This is a genomic window from Leifsonia sp. KNZ12-8B (genome assembly GCF_056755495.1).
On record NZ_JBPGXM010000097.1, the window covers coordinates 1 to 15,373 of the forward strand.

General features: G+C 70.9%; 14 protein-coding genes. 5 read left to right on the forward strand and 9 right to left on the reverse strand.

All coding sequences use genetic code 11. The annotated features are described in order from the left end of the window. The 3 genes from ACR9ZG_RS13595 to ACR9ZG_RS13605 form a co-directional block, all read right to left on the reverse strand. Nucleotides 1-1,425, reverse strand: a 1,425-nt coding sequence (locus ACR9ZG_RS13595) for an APC family permease (RefSeq protein ID WP_481285382.1), incomplete at its 3' end; no start/stop codon positions are given. Between the two features lie 111 nt (nt 1,426-1,536). Continuing rightward, nucleotides 1,537-2,436, reverse strand: coding sequence for an SDR family NAD(P)-dependent oxidoreductase (locus tag ACR9ZG_RS13600; RefSeq protein ID WP_481285383.1), 900 nt, complete (start codon nt 2,434-2,436; stop codon nt 1,537-1,539). 39 nt (nt 2,437-2,475) lie between these two features. Next, entirely contained in the window at nt 2,476-3,255 is a 780-nt protein-coding gene (locus tag ACR9ZG_RS13605; protein ID WP_481285384.1) for a class I SAM-dependent methyltransferase, read from the reverse strand. Between the two features lie 238 nt (nt 3,256-3,493). On the opposite strand from ACR9ZG_RS13605, the gene ACR9ZG_RS13610 reads away from it, so the two are divergent. After that, nucleotides 3,494-4,933 (forward strand): DUF6421 family protein, encoded by a 1,440-nt coding sequence (locus ACR9ZG_RS13610; RefSeq protein WP_481285385.1) that lies wholly within the window; start codon nt 3,494-3,496, stop codon nt 4,931-4,933. Beyond that, nucleotides 4,930-5,592 (forward strand): SDR family NAD(P)-dependent oxidoreductase, encoded by a 663-nt coding sequence (locus tag ACR9ZG_RS13615; protein WP_481285386.1) that lies wholly within the window; start codon nt 4,930-4,932, stop codon nt 5,590-5,592. The genes ACR9ZG_RS13610 and ACR9ZG_RS13615 overlap by 4 nt, the downstream gene beginning before the upstream one ends. 55 nt (nt 5,593-5,647) lie before the next feature. On the opposite strand, the gene ACR9ZG_RS13620 is transcribed toward ACR9ZG_RS13615, so the two are convergent. Further along, nucleotides 5,648-6,739: a P-loop NTPase family protein gene (locus tag ACR9ZG_RS13620; RefSeq protein ID WP_481285387.1), complete on the reverse strand. Its 1,092-nt coding sequence runs from the start codon at nt 6,737-6,739 to the stop codon at nt 5,648-5,650. An 83-nt stretch (nt 6,740-6,822) separates the two neighbouring features. On the opposite strand from ACR9ZG_RS13620, the gene ACR9ZG_RS13625 reads away from it, so the two are divergent. Further along, nucleotides 6,823-7,893 carry a threonine aldolase family protein gene (locus ACR9ZG_RS13625; RefSeq protein WP_481285388.1) on the forward strand — a complete coding sequence of 357 codons (1,071 nt, stop codon included), beginning with the start codon at nt 6,823-6,825 and terminating at the stop codon, nt 7,891-7,893. A gap of 220 nt (nt 7,894-8,113) precedes the next feature. Here the strand turns inward: ACR9ZG_RS13625 and ACR9ZG_RS13630 are convergent, their stop codons facing one another. The 5 genes from ACR9ZG_RS13630 to ACR9ZG_RS13650 all read right to left on the reverse strand — a co-directional run bounded on the left by ACR9ZG_RS13630 (nt 8,114) and on the right by ACR9ZG_RS13650 (nt 13,291). Beyond that, complete coding sequence (locus ACR9ZG_RS13630) at nt 8,114-9,022, reverse strand: glycoside hydrolase family 43 protein (protein WP_481285389.1); 909 nt, start codon at nt 9,020-9,022, stop codon at nt 8,114-8,116. Next, nucleotides 9,019-10,011 (reverse strand): glycoside hydrolase family 43 protein, encoded by a 993-nt coding sequence (locus ACR9ZG_RS13635; RefSeq protein WP_481285390.1) that lies wholly within the window; start codon nt 10,009-10,011, stop codon nt 9,019-9,021. Before ACR9ZG_RS13635 ends, ACR9ZG_RS13630 begins: the two co-directional genes overlap by 4 nt. Further along, complete coding sequence (locus ACR9ZG_RS13640; protein ID WP_481285391.1) at nt 10,008-10,907, reverse strand: carbohydrate ABC transporter permease; 900 nt, start codon at nt 10,905-10,907, stop codon at nt 10,008-10,010. Before ACR9ZG_RS13640 ends, ACR9ZG_RS13635 begins: the two co-directional genes overlap by 4 nt. Continuing rightward, the gene (locus tag ACR9ZG_RS13645) at nt 10,904-11,737 is read right to left on the reverse strand and encodes a carbohydrate ABC transporter permease (RefSeq protein ID WP_481285392.1); all 834 of its coding nucleotides are present in this window, start codon (nt 11,735-11,737) and stop codon (nt 10,904-10,906) included. Before ACR9ZG_RS13645 ends, ACR9ZG_RS13640 begins: the two co-directional genes overlap by 4 nt. A 234-nt stretch (nt 11,738-11,971) precedes the next feature. Beyond that, the gene (locus ACR9ZG_RS13650; protein ID WP_481285393.1) at nt 11,972-13,291 is read right to left on the reverse strand and encodes an ABC transporter substrate-binding protein; all 1,320 of its coding nucleotides are present in this window, start codon (nt 13,289-13,291) and stop codon (nt 11,972-11,974) included. A gap of 173 nt (nt 13,292-13,464) precedes the next feature. Between ACR9ZG_RS13650 and ACR9ZG_RS13655 the strand changes: the two genes are divergently transcribed. Both ACR9ZG_RS13655 and ACR9ZG_RS13660 read left to right on the forward strand, forming a co-directional pair. Continuing rightward, entirely contained in the window at nt 13,465-14,472 is a 1,008-nt protein-coding gene (locus ACR9ZG_RS13655; RefSeq protein WP_481285394.1) for a LacI family DNA-binding transcriptional regulator, read from the forward strand. A 53-nt stretch (nt 14,473-14,525) separates the two neighbouring features. Continuing rightward, nucleotides 14,526-15,373: sugar-binding domain-containing protein (locus ACR9ZG_RS13660; RefSeq protein ID WP_481285395.1), on the forward strand; the 848-nt coding region annotated here is incomplete at its 3' end.

Genomic DNA, 15,373 nt, shown 5'->3' on the forward strand with positions numbered 1-15,373 from the left:
CGGTCTCGTGGGCTCGGAGATGTGTATAAGAGACAGGCGTCGCGCCAGCACGTACAGGCGTTCCACCACCCAGAGCAGCACGCCGATGCCGAGCAGCACGAGCGCGATGCCGTACTGCCCGCCCGGGCGGCCCGACGTCCACGGGAGCACCAGGTACAGGCAGGTGATCGCGCCGATGATCGGCAGCACCCTCGGCGTGCGGAAGTGCTTGTGGTCCACCGGCTGCCGCCGCAGCACCAGGACCGCGATGTTGACCACGGCGAAGACCGCGAGCAGCAGCAGTGAGGTCGTCCCGCCGAGGAGGGCGACGATCGAGCCCTCGGGATCGATCGACACGTAGATGATGAGCCCCACGGCGAGGGCGGTGGTGAAGAGGATGGCCGCCCACGGCGTGCGCCGCTTGACCGCGACCTTCGACAGGAACGGCGGGAGCACGTTCTGCCTGCTCATGCCGTAGAGCAGCCGGCTGGCCATCATCATGTTGATCAGCGCCGTGTTGGCGACCGCGAACATCGAGATGAACGGCAGGAGGTCGTTGATCGGGAAGCCGGGGGCCGCCGCCTCCACCGCGGTCACCAGCGGGGTCTCGCTTCCGGCCAGCTCGCCGATCGGCACCAGCGCGACGACGGTGATCGAGACCAGCACGTAGATCACGGCGGCGATGCCGAGCCCCGACAGCATCATCTTCGGGAAGATCTTGCTGGGGTTCTTCGTCTCCTCCGCCATGTTGACCGAGTCCTCGAAGCCGACCATCGCGAAGAACGCGAGCGAGGTGGCCGTGCTCACCGCGAGCAGCACGCTCTTGTCCTCCGGCGTCTCGAACGCCACGACCTGCGACCAGTCCGCGTTGCCGCCGCTGATCGCCCAGAGGCCGATGAAGATGACGAGCAGGAGGCCCGAGAGCTCCACCAGGGTCAGCACGACGTTGAGCCACACGCTCTCGGAGACGCCGCGCAGGTTGACGAGCATGATCAGGACGATGAAGCCGAGGGCGATGAGGAGCGTCGTGAGGTTGTCGTCGGGGATGCCGAACCCGATCGTGAGGTTGACGGCGAACGCCCGCGACGCCGTCGATGCCGAGGTGATGCCGGACGTCATCACGACGAAGCACACCAGGAACGTGAAGAAGTGGATGCCGAAAGCCTTGTGCGTGTACAGCGCGGCTCCCGCCGCCTGCGGGTACTTGGTCACCAGCTCGAGGTACGAGAACGCGGTCACCGTGGCGACGCCGAAGGCGAGGAGGAACGGCACCCAGGCCGCGCCTCCGACCTCCGCCGCGACCTGCCCGGTGAGGGCGTAGACACCCGTGCCGAGGATGTCGCCGACGATGAAGAGGAGGAGCAGCCCCGGCCCGAGGGCCCGCTTGAGCTCCGGCTGCTCCGGCTCGACGGTCTTGACCACCTGGGTCCAGGACGGATCGCTCACGATGTGCTCCCTTCGGCGCTGACGAGTCACGCTGGTGCGGAACACTGTATGTGAATCAGCACAGAAATCCACCACATCAGGGGTGATCCGTGCATTCTGCCGTAGAACGGATCAGTCCTGCCGGCCGGTGAAGGCGTCCATCGAGTGGTAGACGCCGAAGACGCGGTCGGCCACCGCGTCCCATGCGCGCTGCGGCAGCACGCCCTGCAGCGTCTTCGCCAGCCGGACGGACCGGGGCAGCATCAGCATCGGCCGGCCCGCGAGCATCGCCCGCCACACGCGATCGGCGACGTACTCGGGGGTGAGCACCGGCGTCAGGAGCGGCCCGCGCGCGCCCTCGAACATCCCCGTGCCGACGTAGCTCGGCGCGACCGTCGTCACCTTCACGTGCCCGAAGCCCTGCTGGGCCAGCTCGAGGCGGAGGCTGTCGCTCCACCCGATGACCGCCCACTTGCTCGCCGCGTAGACGCTCATGCGCGGGTTCGCGAGCGTGCCGGCGGCGGAGGCGACGTTGACGATGCGGGCCTCACGGGGGCTCTGCAGCATCCCGGGGAGGAACTCGCGCGTCGTGTACATCGGCGCCAGCGCGTTCACCTGCATGGTCGCGCGGGTGTCGTCGCCGTTGTCGTGCTCCCAGAAGTACTTGCCGCGCACGATGCCGGCGTTGTTGATGAGCACGTCGATGCCGCCGAGCTCGCGGCGAACAGCCTGCGCGGTCTGCGCGATGGCGCCGAGCTCGCCGAGGTCGAGCACGTACGGGAGCACGGTGGAGGCGGGGCGTCCGGCGGCCGAGCTCGGCGACGGCGATGGCGCGCCCCACGCGGCGGCCGTCCGCCCGGCGAGGATCTCGGTCCGCAACCGGTGGGTCAGCTCACCGAGCGCCTCCGCGTCGCGGTCCCACAGCACGACGGCGCGGGCACCCTCGTGCACCGCGCGCTCGGCGTAGAGGCGGCCCATCCCGGAGGCCGCGCCGGTGATGAGGACGCGTGCGCCCCTGACCGTTCTCGCCATGTCCTCCATCATCGCAGGCGCACGCGGTCGCGGGGCCGCCTACGGCTTGCGCAGCTCGACCAGGTGCCGACTGGAATGGGCGACGAACACGCCGTCCCGACGGATGACCGCATCCAGCTCGCGAAGCCGGTCGCGGTACGCGTCGACCGTGAAGCCTGGAACCCACCAGATGACCTTGCGGAGGAGGTATACGATCGCCGCCACGTCGAAGATCTCGATGCGCGTGCGCGCCGTCCGCAGGTCGACCACCTCGAAGCCGGCGCTGCGCGCCGCGCTCAGCTCGTCGTCGGGATGCCGCCCGCGACGGGCCTCCGGCAGCGGACCGAGGAAGAACTCGATCAGCTCGAACGCGCTCGCCGGGCCGACATGCTGCGCGAAGTACGTCCCTCCCGGCCGCAGCACGCGGAACAGCTCGTCCCACCAGATCGTCGCGGGATGCCGGCTCGTCACCAGGTCGAACGCGCCCTCGGCGAACGGCAGCGGCGGCTCGTCGGGGTCGGCGACCACCACCACACCGCGCGGATGGAGCAGGCGCGTGGCCTTCGACACGTTGGGCGGCCACGACTCGGTGGCCACGGCGGTCGGCGGGAGGACGCCGGCCTCGGCCAGCACCTCCCCGCCTCCGGTCTGGACGTCGAGCGACGCCTGCGCCCGCGCGAGCCGCTCGGCGAGGAGCCGGGCGTACCCCCACGGCGGTCGCTCCTCCGTCGCCCGGCCGGCGAGCCAGGAGAAGTCCCACCCGGTGACGTCGGCGCGCTCGCCGATCGCGATCAGGTCGTCGACGGGCGGCAGCTCTCGGCGCGGCGGCTCTGCATCCATCCCGCCACGGTACTGCGCCGACGTGCACGCCGGGGCTGTGCTCGCCCGCCTGGGGCGCGCGCGCCCGCGGCCACCGACGAGCGATTCCCTGCGAATCCGCGCCCGACCACGCACTTTTCCGCCGATATGGGCAACAAAACGTCCGGGATGCGCGGATAGGCTCGGTGGAGGGCGCTGGTCCGCGTCCGTCCACACCGTTGCCGCTGTCCGCGGCCGACCCGATGACGGGAGGTTCGTCATGTCTCAGTTCGTCCAGCAGTTCACTCAGGACGCGATTGTCGGGGAGCCCGAGGTCGTCGAGGACGGCCGCCCCGTCCGCGAGGTCGCGTCCGACCCCGCCTGGCTGCGCCTCAAGGAGGCCGCGACGGCCCTCCAGTCGCTCCAGGTGAAGGACGGCTCGGTGGAGCAGGAGGCCGACAAGCCGGCCGCCGCCCACGTCGACGCGATCGTCGACGCCATCGCCGCCCTCGCCCCGGCGTTCCCGCACGACGCGGCCTATCTGACCGCGCTGCAGGCGGACTTCCGCCGCTGGCGCGACGAGGGCTTCGGCATCCCGGACTTCCTCGACGCGCTGAACGCGTTCCAGCCGCAGCAGCACCGCGTCGACGGCCTGGGGCACCTCGTCGTCTTCCCGATGTACACGCAGAACGGCAGTGCGAACCGGCTCGTGGAGGCGGTGCTCGTCGAGGTCATCTGGCCGGAGTTCATCGCCGAGCTGGAGGCGGGCGAGTACGGCAACAAGCTGTTCGTCGCCCTCCGCTTCGTCGACTTCACGCCCGGCTACGACACCAACTCGGCGGTGCTGTTCCCCGAGACGGTGGCGATGCGCGAGATCCCGCAGTTCACCTGGGGTGCGATCTTCCAGGACCGCGAGGCCGCCCGGTACCGCCGGGTCGTCCGCACGGCCGCCGAGATCACGAAGCTCGAACTCCCTGCCGATGCCGCCGCGATGCTGGACGACCAGACGCTCACGGAGGAGACCTTCGTGATGTGGGACATCATCCACGACCGCAGCCACATGCGCGGCGACCTGCCGTTCGACCCGTTCATGATCAAGCAGCGGATGCCGTTCTTCCTGTACTCGCTGGAGGAGCTGCGCTGCGATCTGACCGCCTTCCGCGAGTCGGTGAAGCTGGAGCGGGAGCTCTCCGCCCTGCCGGACGCCGAGCTGTCGGAGGCGCAGCGGGCCATCCGCGACCACGCCCACCTGGTGCAGTACGCCGTGATCTTCGACCGCATCTTCCGGTTCGCCATCACCGGCAGCCGGGTGCGGAACTATGACGGTCTCGGCGGGCAGCTGCTGTTCGCGTGGATGCACCAGCACGATGTCCTGCACTGGACCGACACCCAGCTCACCATCGACTGGGAGAACGTCCCCGACGTGGTCGTCGCGCTCAGCGACCGGATCAACGAGCTCTACTGGCGCTCGATCGACCGGCCGAAGGTCGCGCACTGGCTGGCCGCCTACGAGATGCTCACCGAGACGCTGACGCCGCACCCCGCCTCCAACTGGGCGCGCGGGCTGTCGGACGAGGTGCTCGCCGGGCCGCCGAAGGGCTACACCGACCAGGTGCTGGACGACGAGTTCCCGCTCTCGATGTTCTACGAGGCGCTGAACAAGAAGATGGCGGGCGTCATCGAGTCCACCGCCGGCATCACCGGCACCACGGACGCGTGAGCGACCGTCCGCTCGCCGGCCGCCTGGTGCTCGTCGCGGGGGCGACGAGCACCAGCGGCGAGGCCGTGTCGCGTGCGCTGATCGGCGCGGGCGCCACGGTCCTCGCCGTCGGCACCCGGCCGGAGGCGCTGGCGGCGCTCGAGACCGCCGTCCCCGGCGTCCAGACCCGTGTCTGCGACCTCGCCGACCCTGACGCCGTCGCCGGGCTGGCGGCCCGCATCCACGAGGAGGCGGGCCGCATCGACGGCCTCGTGCACCTGGTAGGCGGCTGGCGCGGCGGAGGCGGGATCGCCGGGCAGACCGACGAGGACTGGGAGTTCCTGGAGCGCGGGTTCCGCACGCTGCGGAACACCACGCGCGCGTTCTACGACGACATTGTCGCCTCGCCCGCGGGCCGGATGGCGATGGTCTCGTCCACCGCCGTGGACCACCCCTACGCGGGAGGCGCGAACTACGCCGCCGCCAAGGCCGCCGCCGACGCGTGGACCCGCGCGCTCGCGCAGGGGCTCGCCAAACAGGCCCCGCAGTCGGCGGCGACGATCTTCGTCGTGAAGACGCTGGCGGGTCTGGAGGAGCGGCTCGGCGAGGAGGTCGTGGCGCTGTGGTCGGCGGAGGCCGCCGCGGTCAACGGGGTGCGCCTCCCGCTCGGCGAGGCCTGAGCCCGCGAGGCCTGAGCCCGCGAGAACTCAGCCCGCCAGAACGAGCGCCGCACCATCACGCGACGCGCGTCAGCAGCCCCGCGTCCGCGAGCGACCGGATCACGGCGACGACGTCGGCCACCGGCGTCCCGCCGCTCGGCGACCCGTGCGCCCGCAGCACGCTGCCGACGAGGGCCGGGATGGACGCGGAGCGCGCGCACGCCTGCCAGATCACCGGTGCGATCCCGTCGAGCACGGCGACCCGCTCCCCCGCCAGCACCACGAGCCGGTCGCCGTCCGGCAGGGTCTGCGCGTCGAGGGACTGGGCGAAGCGCGGCTCCGCAGCGGTCGGGCGCGGCCACTCCAGCAGCGGGCGCACCAGGTCGGCCAGCTCGGACGCGTCGGTGTAGCGCACGCTGCTCACGCCGTCGCAGGCGTCGATGACGGCGCTCAGCCTCCGCAGCCCGTTCGGCCGCGCCGACAGCGCGCTGATCTGGGGGACGAGGTCGCCCACGGCCGCGTGGAGCGGCAGGCGCGAGACCCGCGGTCCGTGCCCGGCGCCTCCTGCGGGCCGACGGTCGAGCAGCAGGATTCCGACGAGGTGCGGCGGGGCGCCGATCCGGCGAAGCCCGAGCTCGTCGGGGCCGAGCTGCAGCTTCGGCCGGCCGGGCCGCCCGTCGACCACCGAGAGCGGGCGCGGGAACGGCACGACGGAGGCGTCATCGCGGAGGGCGACCGTCTCGTCGGTCACGTAGCCCCAGCGCTCCGCGAGCACGCGCGCGGCGGTCGTCTTGCCCTGTCCGGACGGCCCGACCAGCGCCACGGTGCGCCCGCTGACCGGGTCGCAGACGGCGGCGGCGTGGAGCAGCAGGAGGTCGCGCGCACGACGCAGGATGGCCTCCCTGGTCAGCGCCGACGCCAGCCGGGCGGTCAGCTCGCCGAAGTCGGGCGACACGATGTCCGCGCCGACCCGTACCTCCGCGGGGTGCGAGGTCAGCGCGGCCGACAGCGCAGCCGACCGGGCGTCGCGATCGTCGCCGCGCCCGACCGGCTGCACGCCGCACCGACGCCACGCGTGGGCGATGGCCTCCACCTGCTCGTCGGACATCCCGCTGAACGCCACGCGGTGCGGGCGCTCCAGCAGGTGGAAGTCGACGAGGGAGGTCACCCCGCCATGCTAGCTCTGACATATGTATATGACATGTGCGGACGCCGTGCGAACGGCGTACGCGGAAATGGGAGGATGGACGGGTGACACTCCAACTCCACGACCTGAACCTCCGCGGGTTCGCGTCCGACAACTACGCCGGCGTGCACCCCGAGATCCTCGACGCCATCGCCGCCGCCAACCAGGGCCACCAGATCGCCTACGGCGAGGATGTCTACACCGAGCGCCTGCACGAGGTGTTCGCCGAGCACTTCGGCGATGGCGTGCAGGTCTTCCCCGTCTTCAACGGGACCGGCGCCAACGTCGTCGGGCTGCAGTCGATGCTCCCCCGCTGGGGTGCCGTGATCTGCGCGAAGACCGCGCACATCAACACGGACGAGGCCGGTGCCCCCGAGCGGGTGGCCGGCATCAAGCTCCTCACGATCGACACCCCCGACGGCAAGCTCACCCCCGAACTGATCGATCAGGAGGCGTGGGGCTGGGGCGACGAGCACCGCGCCCAGCCGCTCGTGGTCTCCATCACCCAGACCACCGAGTTGGGCACCGCGTACTCGGTCGAGGAGATCCGCGCGATCGCCGATCACGTGCACGCGAAGGGCATGAAGCTGCACATGGACGGCGCCCGCATCGCCAACGCGGCCGCCACCCTCGGCCTGCCGTTGCGCGCGTTCACCACCGACGCCGGGGTCGACGTCCTGAGCTTCGGCGGCACCAAGAACGGCATGCTCTACGGCGAGGCCGTCGTCGTGTTGAACCCGGAGGCGTCGGAGGGGCTCATCTACCTCCGCAAGCTCAACATGCAGCTGGCGTCGAAGATGCGGTTCATCTCGGCGCAACTGATCGCGCTGCTGACGGACGACCTGTACCTCCGCTCGGCCTCGCACGCCAATGCGATGGCCGCTCGGCTGCGCGGAGCGCTGGAGGCGGGCATCGCCGACGGCAGCATCCGGGGCGTCGGCTTCAGCCAGGCGACGCAGGCGAACGGCGTCTTCGCGACCCTCCCGGCGGGCGTCGCGGACCGGCTGCGCGAGCACTTCCGGTTCTACGACTGGGATGCGGCCCGCAACGAGGTGCGCTGGATGTGCTCGTTCGACACCACCGAGCAGGACATCGACGACTTCGTCGCGGCGCTCGTCCACGAGCTGCAGGCCTGAGCCGCCTCGACTCACCCCCTGCACTGGGGACGAGTGGGGTACAAAATTGTCCTCCATTGTGCCGACATGGAGGACCCCTTCTCGGCTATGCTTCAAGAGCGGTCGGGGGAACCCGAACAATCACCCGATCGTAACCCCGAACGTATGCCGGGCTGTGCAGAGGACCCTAGCCTCCGCACCGCCCGGCATCGTGGTTCTCAGGCCCGGTTCGCCGCGCCCCTCAGGGCGTCAGCTCCAGCCGGCCCAGGTGCAGCATCCGGCTGGTCGCCTCCGCGTCCCAGGAGTGGAACGCGATGATGTCGGAGCCGTCGGGCGCGACGGTGAGCGAGTTGTGACCGGGGCCGCGGAGACCGTCGCGCGTGCTGAGCAGCGGAGGCTGCGCGACGTGCTCCCAGGGTCCGAGCGGGTGGTCGGCGACCGCGACGCCCACGGCGTAGCCGGGGCCGGTCCACGCTCCTCCGGAGTACGTCAGCCAGTAGCGGCCGTCGCGGTGCAGCACCGCCGGCCCCTCCAGCGTGTGCCAGTCGTAGCGGCGGCCGTGGATCTCGCGGTCGCGCTCATAGAGCTGCCAGTCGGCGTCCGGGGTCAGGGCGGCGACGACGGGACCGGCGAAGGCGGTCATGCCGTCGTCGAGCGGCGCCACCGCGAGGTGCGTGCCCGGCCGGTCGTGGTCGAGCACGTCGCGGGCGAAGAAGAGGTACCAGCGGCCGTCCTCGTCGCGGAACGGGTGCGCGTCGATGGCGAACACCTCCCCCGCGGTGAGGTTCACGCCGAGGTCCCGGAACGGGCCCTCCGGGCGTTCGGCGCGGGCGACGCGGAGGTGGTGGCCCTCGATCCCGCGGCCCACCGAGTAGTACATCCAGTAGGCGCCGTCGGCGTACGCCACCTCCGGCGCCCAGTAGTCGTCACCGAAGGAGGCGGGGAGGCGCTCCAGCACCGCGCCCGCGCTCTCCCAGTGCACCAGGTCGGGCGAGCGCAGCGCCTCGAAGACCCGCTCGTCCTCACGGCCGGGGTGCGTGCCGTAGGCGACGTAGCCTCCGTCGGGGAGGCGCAGCACGAACGGGTCGGCGAAGTACCCGTCCCACACCGGACCCCAGTGCCCGGCGACGTGGAGGTGCCGGTGCGTCATTCCGCAGCCCCGGTGTCGAGCGTCGGCAGGCCGTCCTTCCAGGTCACCGGCACGGCGTGCATGCCGCGGTAGACGACGGCGTCGTCCCAGGAGTGGAACAGCATCCAGTCGCGGCCCTGGAACGTCACCAGGTCCGCGCCTCCCGGGCCCACGTAGGCGCCGCCGGAGCCCGTGGTGGACAGCAGCGGCTCCTTCTCCTTGGTGTACGGCCCGGTCAGCGCCGTCGCCGTGGCGATGCCGGTCGCGTAGGAGCCGCCGCCGTAGTCGTTGGCGGAGTAGAGCAGCACGTACTCGTCGCCGTGGCGGACGATGACGGGCGCCTCCACGAGGTTCCCCTCCCACTCCTGCGTCTGCTTGATCAGGCGCACCGGCTCTCGGGTGAGGGAGGCGCCGTCCGCGGCGAGCGGTGCGAGCTGCAGCCAGGTGTCGTAGCCGCAGCAGTTGCCGTCGTTCTTCCAGACCAGGTACCGGCTGCCGTCCGTGTCGGCGACGACGCTCGCGTCGATCGCACCGCCCTCGTCCACCGGGCACACCAGCGGCTTGTCGGCCGTCGAGGTGAAGGGGCCGGCCGGGTCGTCCGCGAAGGCGACGCCGATGCACTGATGCTTGCTCGCGGTGTCGGCGGCCGTGAAGTAGAGCGCGTAGCGCCCGTCGGCCAGCCGCGCGGGGCCGGGCGCCCACGTCTTGCCGGGCGACGCCCACGAGGGCAGCTCCGGCAGCGCGTCGGTGTCGCTGACGGTCCACGACGTCATGTCCTCGCTCGTCGCGACCTGCACATTCGTGCCGGGCACGTTGGTGGCGTAGGCGTAGACCGTGTCGCCGACGACGAGCGCGCCCGGGTCGGGGAAGTCGCTGTCGATCTGGAACGGCGCGGGGGTCGCCGCGTCCGTCGCGCCGCCCTCCGGTGCGGCGCCGGACGAGCATCCGCCCAGCGCCGCCACCGCGAGCACGGCCGCGCCGAGCGCGACGGCCGCCCGCGCCCGGCTCATCCCTTGACCCCGCTGGTGGCGACGCTCTCCACGATCTGCTTCTGCGCGAAGAAGAACAGGATGAGCACCGGCACGGACGCGATCACCGCCCCGGCCATGACGATGGCGTAGTGCGTCGAGTACGCGCCCTGCAGCTGCGACAGACCGGGCTGGAGCGTGAGGTTCTCCGGGCTGAGCAGCACGTAGACCGGCCACAGGAAGTCGTTCCAGTTCGACAGGAAGCTCAGCACCGCCAGCGTCGCGAGGGCCGGCCTCGCGAGCGGGAGGACGATCTGCAGGAAGATGCGGATGTCGCCGGCGCCGTCGATGCGCGCGGCCTCCTCGATCTCCACGGGCAGCCCCACGAAGAACTGCCGCAGGAAGAAGACGCCGAACGCGCTCGCCGCCCCCGGGATCGTGATCGCCCAGATGCTGTCGAGCCAGCCCAGGTTCTGCACGATCAGGTAGTTCGGGATGAGGAAGATGACCGGAGGCACCAGCAGGGTCGCGACGATCAGGCCGAACACGATCCGCTTGCCCCAGAACTCCAGCCGGGCGAGCGCGTAGGCCGCCATCGAGGCCGTGACCAGGATGATGACCGTCTGCAGCGCCGCCGCCGCCAGGCTGTTGAGGAACCAGCGGAACACCGGCTGCTGCCCGCTCGACAGCGTCGTGTACGCCTCGATCGAGAACGGGTTCGGGATCGCCGAGTACGGGTTCCTGATGGCGTCGCCGTCGGTCTTGAACGACGTCATCAGGATCCAGAACAGCGGCAGGATGATGATCAGCGCCAGCACGATCAGCACCGCGTAGAGCACGCTCTTGCGGAGCGCGGCCTGCGGCGTCTGCCTGCGCCGCTGCGGCACCGCGCGGCCCGCCTCCGCCTGCTCGAGGTCAGGGGTGGTCGTCGTCGTCATGAGGCGCTCTTCTCTGCCCGCTCGCGCTGCAGGCGGAAGTTGATGATGCTGATGATCGCGAGGAAGGCGAACAGCACATAGCTCATCGCGGAGGCGGCGGCCATGTTGTTCTGCGAGAGGCCCTGGTCGGCGATGTACATGATCGCCGTCCTGGTCGTGTTGCCGGGACCGCCCTTGGTGATGAGGAACGACTGCCCGAACATGTTGGCGCTCGCCAGGATGGTGATGGTCACCACGAAGGTCATGACCGGGCGCAGCCCGGGCAGCGTGACGCTGAAGAACTGCCGCACCGCTCCCGCGCCGTCGAGCGCCGCCGCCTCGTAGAGGTCGGCGCTGATGCCCTTGAGTCCGGCGAGGATGATGACGGTGTTGAAGCCCATCGTCCACCAGACCGTCACGCCGACGAGGGTGAACCAGGCCCACGGCACGTCGACCGTCCACGGCAGGTTGTCGGGCAGGCCGATCATCCCGAGCAGGTGGTTGACGATGCCGGACTGGGTGTCGAGCAGGTACTTCCAGATCACGCCGATGACGGCGACACCGAGCACGTACGGTGCGAAGAAGACGCCGCGGAAGAACGATCCCGCGCGGATCCTCTGGTTCAGCAGCACCGCCACCAGCAGCGGGACGATCAGCAGGAAGGGGACGCTGCCGACGGTGAAGATGAAGGTCGCCAGCATCGACTGCCAGAAGTCGCCGGAGGTCGCGGAGCCCGGCGTGAACAGGTCGATGTAGTTCTGCAGCCCGATGAAGGACTGGTCGACGCGGAAGGGGCTCCAGTTCGTGAGGCTGATCCAGAGGCCGAAGACCGACGGATACAGCACGAACACCGCGAACAGGATGAGGAACGGCGCCAGGAAGATGTAGGCCGTGCCGGTCCGGCGCTTGCCGGTGCGGCTGCGGCCGTCGGCGCGGCGCGGGCGTGGGGGGGGGGGGGGGGGGGGGGGGGGGGGGGGGGGGGGGGGGGGGGGGGGGGGGGGGGGGGGGGGGGGGGGGGGGGGGGGGGGGGGGGGGGGCCGCGCGGGCGCCCGGGCGCCCCCACGAGGGGTGCGGTGCCGGTCACGTTACTTCCCGGTGCCGTACTTCTGCTGGTTCTGCTTGAGGAGGGTGTCCGCCTTCTGAACCGCGTCGTCCAGCGCCTCCTTCGGCGACTTCTTGCCGGTGATGGCCTCGTTGACCGCCGTGGTGATGGTGGCGCCCACGGTCGTGATGCCCGGGGCCGAGGTCTCGTAGTGCGCGTACTCGAGCTCGTCGAGGAACGGCTTGAGGTTCGGGTACGTCTCCAGCAGCTTCGGGTTGTTGCGGACCGTGTTCTTGGCCGGGAGCTCACCGGTCTGCGGCCAGTCGGCGGAGTGGTCGTTCATCCACTTGACGAAGGTCGCGGCGGCCGCGGTCTTGTTCTTGTCCTGGCCCTTGTTGTTGGCGAACATCCAGTGCGTGGAGCTCGACCAGACGGCCTTCTCGGTGCCGATCTGCGGCACGGCGACGGCCTGCCACTGCAGCTTGTCGAACGCGGTGTTCGTCGTCTGCCAGACGCCGTTCCAGTTGAAGGCGGTCTTGCCGGCGATCAGGGCGTTGATGTTGCCGTCCTGGGCGACGTCCTTCGGGCTGTAGCCGTTCTTGATCAGGTCGGTCATCCAGGTGAGCGCCTTGACGCCCGCGTCGGAGTTGAAGGTGGCCTTGCTGACGTCCTCGTTGTAGAGGTCGCCGCCGAACTGCCACAGCAGCGACTGGAACTCGAACGTGCCGGTGAAGACGTAGCCGTCCACCCACTCGCCCTGCACACCGGCCGCCTTCAGCTTGTCGAGCGCGGCGAGGTAGGACTCCTTGTCGGCCGGCAGCTTCTCCGCGTCGACCCCGGCCGAGGTGAGCACCGACTTGTTGGCGAAGAGGCCGAGCGGGGTGACGCTCCACGGCACCGCGTACTGGCTGCCGTTGTACTGGCCGGCGTCGAGCAGTCCCTCCGGGAAGTCGCTCGCCTTGTAGCCCAGGGACTTCACGATCGAGTCGGCCTTGAGCACGAGGCCCTGCGCCGCGTAGGTGGCGATGTCGTCGCCGTGGCCGACCGCGACATCCGGGCCCTTGCCGGCCTTGATCGCGAGCGGCATCTTGCGCGCGATGTCCGCCCACTCCATCGGGACGTCCTTGACGACGATGTTGTCGTGCTCGGAGTTGAACTTGTCGATCAGCTTCGGGACCAGGACGGGTGCTGCGCCGCCGGTCCAGCCGTTCCAGAAGCTGATGGTGACCTTCGGGCCCTTGTAGTCGCCCGAGGAGACCTCCGCGCCTCCCGAGCCCCCGCTTCCGCCGCACGCGGTGAGCGCCAGGCCGAGGCCGACGGTTGCCGCGATCGCGATCGCACGTGCGGCTGTACGCATCTTCATGTGATCTCTCTCCCTTGAGTGCAGCCCGCCCCGCGGCGGGTCATGCCGCCGCCCGGTGGCGGCGCTATGCATGTTCCGCGAATTTACAGCGCTATACGTTCGTCGTCAAGCGGCCTGCGCTGTAAAGTGAGCTGGCCCGCCGTGAACACCGGCGGAAGGCGAGGGGGTTCCGGATGGCCGTGAGACTGCAGGATGTCGCTGAGTACGCGGGCGTCTCGATGAAGACCGTCTCGAACGTGGTCCACGACTACCCGCACGTCAGCCCCAAGATGCGGGAGCGCGTGCGCAAGGCGATCGACGAGCTCGGCTACCGGCCCAACATCATGGGACGGCGGCTGGCGACCGGCCGGACCGGCCTGCTCGCGCTGGCCTTCGCCGACGTGACGCTGCCGTACTTCGCCCAGCTCGCGCGCGTGGTCGCCGACGAGGCGGAGCGCCGCGGCTACCGGGTGCTGCTGGAGCAGACCGAGGGCACGCTGGAGGGCGAGCGCGCTGTCGTGACGGCGAGCGAGTCCGGGCTGGTCGACGGGATGCTGTTCCAGCCGAGCGTCATGAACTCCGCCGAGCTGGCGCAGAGCCGGACCGACGTGCCGATCGTCGTCCTCGGCGAGAACGCTGCCCCGCTGACGCTGGACCGCATCATGATCGACAACGTGGCGGCGGCGACCGCGGCCACCGAGCACCTGCTCGCCCTCGGGAGGCGGCGGATCGCCTTCGCCGGCCATGAGGAGCGCGGGCCCACCCGCACCTCCCAGCTGCGCATCGCCGGCTATCAGCACGCGCTCGAGGAGGCCGGGCTGACCGCCCGGCCCGAGCTGCTCATCGCGTCGGAGACGGTGTCGGCCGCCGCCGCCGCGCACGCCGTCGGCGCGGCCCTGGACCGCGGCCTGCGCTTCGACGGCCTGGTCTGCCGCGACGACCTGGCCGCGATCGGAGCGCTGCGCGCCCTGCAGGAGCGCGGCCTCCACGTGCCGGACGATGTCGCGATCACGGGCTGGGACGACACCCCGATGACCGCCGTCACGTACCCGTCGCTGACCTCGATCGCGCCGGACCTGCGCGGCCTCGCCGCGCGGGCGCTCGAGATGCTGCTGGAGCGGATCGAGGGGCACGACGGCATGGGCAGGCACGAGCTGGCCGCGTTCTCGCTGGTCGAACGCGAGAGCTCCGCCGCGTCCTGATCGGTCGTTCCTCGCCGCTTTACAGCGCTGGATGGATGCGGCATGCTGGGGTGATGCTCAGCGACGAACTCGCCATCGCCGACGCCCTGCCGGACGCGGCGCCCGGCCTCCCCCTCGCCTCCCGGCTCGACGGCACCCATCCGCGCCCCCAGCTCGTACGGCCGGAGTGGACCGACCTGTCAGGGCCGTGGGGATTCGCCTTCGACGACGACGACCGCGGGCTGTCCGAGCACTGGGAGCGCAGCGACGCCGCCGCGGGCTTCGGCGACACCATCCTGATCCCCTTCCCCTTCGAGTCGCCCGCCTCCGGCATCGGCGACACCGGCTTCCACCCGGTCGTCTGGTACCGCCGCGTGATCGAGCGGGCGGAGCTGCCGGCCGGCGAGCGCATCCTCCTCCACTTCGGCGCGGTGGACTTCCGCTGCGCGGTGTGGGTCGACGGGAGGCTCGCCGGGCGGCACGAGGGCGGGTCCACGCCGTTCTCCTTCGACATCACCGACCTGATCGATGGCGAGCGGGCCACGGTGGTCGTGCGCGCGGAGGACGACCCCGCCGACGTCTCCCAGCCGCGCGGCAAGCAGGACTGGCGCCGCCAGCCGCACTCGATCTGGTACCACCGCACGACGGGCATCTGGCAGCCGGTGTGGCTGGAGGGCGTCGCGGCCGCGCACGTCGAGCAGCTGCACTGGGTGGCCGACGTCCCGGCGGGCGAGGTCACCGCGACGCTGCGCTTCTCGCGCCCGCTGCCGGCCGGCTCGGTGCTCGACGTGGTCGTCACGCACGACGGCGAGCGGATCGCGGCGGCCGCCGTCGAGGTGTCCGGCCGCAGGGCCGAGGTGCCGCTGCGCCTCGCGGTGCAGGAGAACGGGCAGGCGTACGAGGCTGTCTCTTATACACATCT

Excerpts from the sequence above, each read along its gene's own strand:
- ACR9ZG_RS13635 (WP_481285390.1), bottom strand. The coding sequence starts at position 10,011 with ATGAGCCGGGCGCGGGCGGCCGTCGCGCTCGGCGCGGCCGTGCTCGCG.
- ACR9ZG_RS13650 (WP_481285393.1), bottom strand. The coding sequence starts at position 13,291 with ATGAAGATGCGTACAGCCGCACGTGCGATCGCGATCGCGGCAACCGTC.
- ACR9ZG_RS13640 (WP_481285391.1), bottom strand. The coding sequence starts at position 10,907 with ATGACGACGACGACCACCCCTGACCTCGAGCAGGCGGAGGCGGGCCGC.
- ACR9ZG_RS13610 (WP_481285385.1), top strand. The coding sequence starts at position 3,494 with ATGTCTCAGTTCGTCCAGCAGTTCACTCAGGACGCGATTGTCGGGGAG.
- ACR9ZG_RS13605 (WP_481285384.1), bottom strand. The coding sequence starts at position 3,255 with ATGGATGCAGAGCCGCCGCGCCGAGAGCTGCCGCCCGTCGACGACCTG.
- ACR9ZG_RS13655 (WP_481285394.1), top strand. The coding sequence starts at position 13,465 with ATGGCCGTGAGACTGCAGGATGTCGCTGAGTACGCGGGCGTCTCGATG.
- ACR9ZG_RS13600 (WP_481285383.1), bottom strand. The coding sequence starts at position 2,436 with ATGGCGAGAACGGTCAGGGGCGCACGCGTCCTCATCACCGGCGCGGCC.
- ACR9ZG_RS13630 (WP_481285389.1), bottom strand. The coding sequence starts at position 9,022 with ATGACGCACCGGCACCTCCACGTCGCCGGGCACTGGGGTCCGGTGTGG.